General features: G+C 65.6%; 3 protein-coding genes. 1 reads left to right on the forward strand and 2 read right to left on the reverse strand.

Annotated elements, in window-relative coordinates; all coding sequences use genetic code 11:
* Positions 1–782: 782 nt before the first annotated feature.
* Together ACE3UY_RS04315 and ACE3UY_RS04320 are read right to left on the reverse strand one after the other, a co-directional pair.
* Positions 783–1001 (reverse strand): hypothetical protein, encoded by a 219-nt coding sequence (locus tag ACE3UY_RS04315; protein WP_374686323.1) that lies wholly within the window; start codon positions 999–1001, stop codon positions 783–785.
* A 121-nt stretch (positions 1002–1122) separates the two neighbouring features.
* Positions 1123–1920 carry a hypothetical protein gene (locus tag ACE3UY_RS04320; RefSeq protein WP_374686324.1) on the reverse strand — a complete coding sequence of 266 codons (798 nt, stop codon included), beginning with the start codon at positions 1918–1920 and terminating at the stop codon, positions 1123–1125.
* Between the two features lie 228 nt (positions 1921–2148).
* Between ACE3UY_RS04320 and ACE3UY_RS04325 the strand changes: the two genes are divergently transcribed.
* Positions 2149–4544 (forward strand): hypothetical protein (locus ACE3UY_RS04325; RefSeq protein WP_374686325.1); only part of this gene is annotated, 2396 nt, incomplete at its 3' end.

Here is a 4544-nt window from a genome sequence, read left to right on the forward strand (position 1 = left end):
ACCAACGACCCCAACCGCCCCAACGACCCGGAGTACATCGTGCGGCTGATCGGCCAAGTGGTCGCCGTGAGCGTGGAGACGGCGGCCATTGTGAAAAGCCTGCCGCCGCTGGAAATCATTGATCAACCTACCCCCTCTCCTAAAAAAGGGTTGATTATGGTTGATAATGATTGATTTTGATCTATTCGATCTTCAAAATCAATCATTATCAACCATAATCAACCTGTTTTGGGGAGAGGGGGGATCGCGGGCCGGAAGGTTGATCAACGAAGAATGGGACGCTGATGACGCGGAAGAATAGCACGCTGATGAGGCTGATTTGGCTGATTTTCACTGATAAGAACCCGACTCTTTTCTTATCAGCGAAAATCAGCGTCATCTGCGTGCTATTTCTGGGGGGTTGGTCGCGAAGGGGCAAGAAGCGGGGGAGGAAGAGGAGAGGAAACCCCGCTCGCCCTTGCCCCTTGACGCGACCCCGACTGGACGGGCGTCCTTCCCTCGGCTGCGTGCTGCGGCAGCCAACTGGCACCAAGGAGTAAGCTTTTTCCCAGACCTATCAGGTTTCCGAAAACCTGACAGGTCTATTGGTTACGCTGGCAGAATAGCATGGATGGGACGGGAACAATTCCCGCAAATGAGAGGTAAATCCCGCTCTAAGAGGAAGAATCCGCAGATTACGCAGATTTGGCAGATTTTGTAAAGAGGAGCGCGGGTTGGGCCACTTGAAGAAATAAAAGGGCCGCGCCTTTCCACACGGCGCGGCCCGCTGTTTGATGGGGCAACTACGGAAGACTTCTACAGCTACCGCAGGAGTCGTTGGGCTTCTGATAGCGGTTGTTGACCCGAATGAAAGTTGTCGACTGATCGTCGGTGTCGGCCGAGGCCAGGGCGGGTTCGCCGTAGTCGGCCTGCGCGAGGGAGGCCGCCGCCCACCCCGCCGCGCCCAGCAGCGCCAGCATGACGACCAGCACCAGTACGCCGATAAAGAGCCGCTTGTTCATGTTCGTACCTCCATCCGGTTTGTCCGCTCGATTCACCCAATGGCAGGTTCGCCCCCACGAATAGTGTAACATACCTGTCAAGCACGCGTGGGGGCGACTTCATCCCGCCCTTCATACGCACTTAGCCCACAGGGTTGGTATGGGGGGAGTCAGGCTGGGGTCGGCGGGGGCATCCACCACATGAATCATTAGGATCAAAGTCCAAGTGATAGACCTCCCCATATAGGCCATCTGGCAGTTCAGGGGTGCGCCCAATGTAGAACGTCTGCGGCGTAGGCTCGAAGTGATGAGTGGGCGGAGCGGCAGGTCCATCCCCCATCGGCGCGCCGTCGATCAGGAATTCGTAGAAGTCGCCGTCGCGCGTGTCGTGATCCTGGCGCACGCGCACGGCGTGCCAGCCGTCGAAGTGAGCCAGATGGTAGTTGCCGGGTGAGCCCAGGAACTGGCCGGAGATCGTCCACACGACCCGCCGGGTCAGGTCTCCGCCTTCGTCCACCAGCAGGCGCACGGCCAGCGCGGGATCGGCCGGAGACTGTGGCAAGTAGAAGATAGGGTACGCGACGGGGCCTATCGGGTGCAGCTTCACGTCGGCGCGGATGGCGATGTTCTCGCCCTGCCCCAGGGTCTGGGACAATTCCTCCAGGTCGATGTGCACACCCAGACGCTTTTGCGCGTAGGCCAGCAGATCGAGCGTCCGGGCTTCCAGGTAGCCCCCGCGAAAGACGACGTGGTCGCGCATGACGGTCGCGTCGCCCACCAGACGGTACGGCAGGTCTTCGACGGTGCGGTCGCGGCGCGTATAGAGCAGCGCCCCCGATTGGTCGTCGTACTCCCACCACGTGATCTCCTGTTGCAGGCGTATCGCGCCCTCGATGACGTCAAAGGTAATTCGCCAAAAGAGTATCCAATTCGTTTCCATCTATCGCCTCCATTGTCCCAATCCCGTCAAGAAAGCGCCCGGAGTTGGGCGCATCGCCTATTATAGCCACAGAGCGGCCCGGTCAAATCCCGATTTTGATCGGTAATTCCCGTTCTGGGGTGGACGGGGCCGGGGAAGAAAGTCTATACTCTAGGCGACCCAGACCTGACAGGTCTCAGAGCGACCGGAGGTCGCCGACCTGTCAGGTCTAAGAGAGACTAGACCCACATGGCCCGACAGAAGAGCGTGACGCCCGCGACCGTGTTCTCCGCCGCCATCCGCGCGGCGCTGGAGCACTACGCCGATCCGCACTGGCTGGGCCGGCAGTCGCCGCTGGCCTCGCCCTACTTCCTGAGCGAGCGTCAGCCGGGCGGCGCGCTCGTGGCCGGCGAGCGGGAGCGCGGACTGCTGCTCCAGAGCGTGCTGGGCGAGGCGGCGACGAGCCTGTGGGGCGGGCCGCTGCCCCAGACGCGCGCGGCGCTGATGGCCGCCGTGGATGAGGATCGCGCCCGGCTGGGCAGCAAGTCGCCGCGCTACCGCTACCTGCTGCTGGAGTTGCGCTACCTGCGCCGCCACCACCCGCCCAGCGCTTTCCCCAGCGCGGTGGAGGCGATGCCCGGCCACGTCAACGTCAGCCCGACGCGCTTCTTCATCCACCTGGAGGAGGCCATCGACGAGTTGGGCCGGCGCGTACTGGAGCGGCTGAACCCGGCGCTGCGCCTGGAGCGGCCCGCCCTGGCCGCGCCGCCCATCGGCCGGGCGGCGGCCATCGAGACCGCCCGGGGGGCGCTGCTGGCCGGCCGCTCGGTGGCCGTCACGGGGATGGGCGGCGTGGGCAAGAGCACGCTGGGGGCGGCGCTGCTGGCCGGCTGGCCGGGCGACGCCGTCTTTTGGTACACCTTCCGCCCCGGCCTCAACGACGATCTGAACAGCCTGCTCTTCAGCCTGGGCCACTTCGCCCACGCCGCGGGCGCGCCGTCGCTGTGGGCCCAGTTGTTGGCCGGCGAGGGGCGCGTCGGGCCGCTGGCCCAGGCGCTGGGCCTGTTGCGCCTGGACCTGGAGGCCACCGCCGGCCGCCGGCCGCTGCTGTGCTTCGACGAGGTGGATCTGCTGCACACCTCGGCCGGCGATCCCCGCCGCAAGCAGCACGTCCAGGTGTTGGAACTGCTGGAGAGCCTGCGCGGCGTCGCCCCGCTGCTGCTGATGGGGCAGCGCGTCTACGTGGACACCGACGTCCACTGTCCGCTGGAGCCGCTGCCGCCGGGCGAGACGGGCGAGCTGTTGCGCCGGCTGGGCGTCGCGCCGGACGGGCCGGCGTTGCGGCGGCTCCACCGCTTCACCGGCGGCAACCCGCGCCTGCTGGAGCTTTACGCCGCGCTGCGCCGCAGCGGCGACGAGGGGGACGTGCTGGCCCTGTCGCGCGAACCGTCCGCCCAGCCGCTCTTCAGCCGCCTGTGGCGGCGGCTGGACGACGAGGAGCGCGAGGTGCTGGGGGGGCTGTCCGTCTTCCGCTCCCCCGCGCCGCGCGACGTCTGGGCCGGGCGCGAGGCGGCGCTGACCAGCCTGATCGACCGCCGGCTGATCCAGACTGACGCCGCCGGCGGCGTGACCCTGCTGCCCTTCTTCCGCGACCTGGTGCACGGGGCGCTGCCGCCCGAGCAGCGCCGCCGGCTGCACGGCGAGGCGGCCTTCGTCCGCGCCCAGTTGGGCGACTACACCGCCGCGGCCTACCACTACTGGCAGGCGGATGAGCCGGACGCGGCCGTCGCCGTCTGGTTCGCCCACCAGGACGAGGAAGTGTTGGCCGGGCAGGCCGCCGCCGCCGATGAGGTCTTTCGACAGATCGAACCGGGCCGGCTGGACGACGCCCGGCGGGCCGAGCTACAGGTCATCCGTAACCGGCTGGCGCTGCTGGCCGGGGAGGCGGAGCGGGTGTTGGAGGGGATGGAGGGTTTCACTTGGGATGCTGATGGTGAGACAACAGCCGCGGCTATCGGCCAATGGGGCTATGCTTACGAACTGCTGCAGCAACAGGATCGAGCGCTGGCCCATTATGATGAGGCCGTCGCCATGCTGTCGCGGATAACGACTGAAATCACAAGGTGGCATGTCTGGCATGGATCTGCCAGTGCTCAAGAGGCCGACCTACAGGCGGCGCGACGTGAGGCTCAACTAGCGACGTGTGACGTCGAACGGTTACACGGGACCATCGAGTATATGGCAGGGCAGTTCGAGGCGGCACAAGCGCACTTTCGAACGATGGTGCAGATCGCCGAAACGGCGCTCGATAAGGGCCGGATCGCCCAAGGATATTATATGCTGGCTATGCTCGCCGGCCGGCAGGGGCGTGTAGATGACGCGCATGCGCACGCGGAGCAGGCCATGAGCCACTACGCGGCCATTGGCGACCGGCTCCAGTTGGAGGGCTTGCGCGCCGAACTGGCCGGCATGTACCTGAACGTGCGGCAGTTCGAGGCGGTCATCGAGCCGGCCGAACGGGCGCTGGCCTTCTTCGAGCGCATCAAGCACCAGCGCTGGATCTCGGCCATCAGCAATAACCTGGCCGAGGCGTACATGGAGACGGGGCGACTGGACAAGGCGCGCCAGTACGCCATGCGCGTGCT

The sequence above is a fragment of the Promineifilum sp. (SeqCode) genome (genome assembly GCF_041918635.1).
Classification (GTDB): domain Bacteria; phylum Chloroflexota; class Anaerolineae; order Promineifilales; family Promineifilaceae; genus Promineifilum.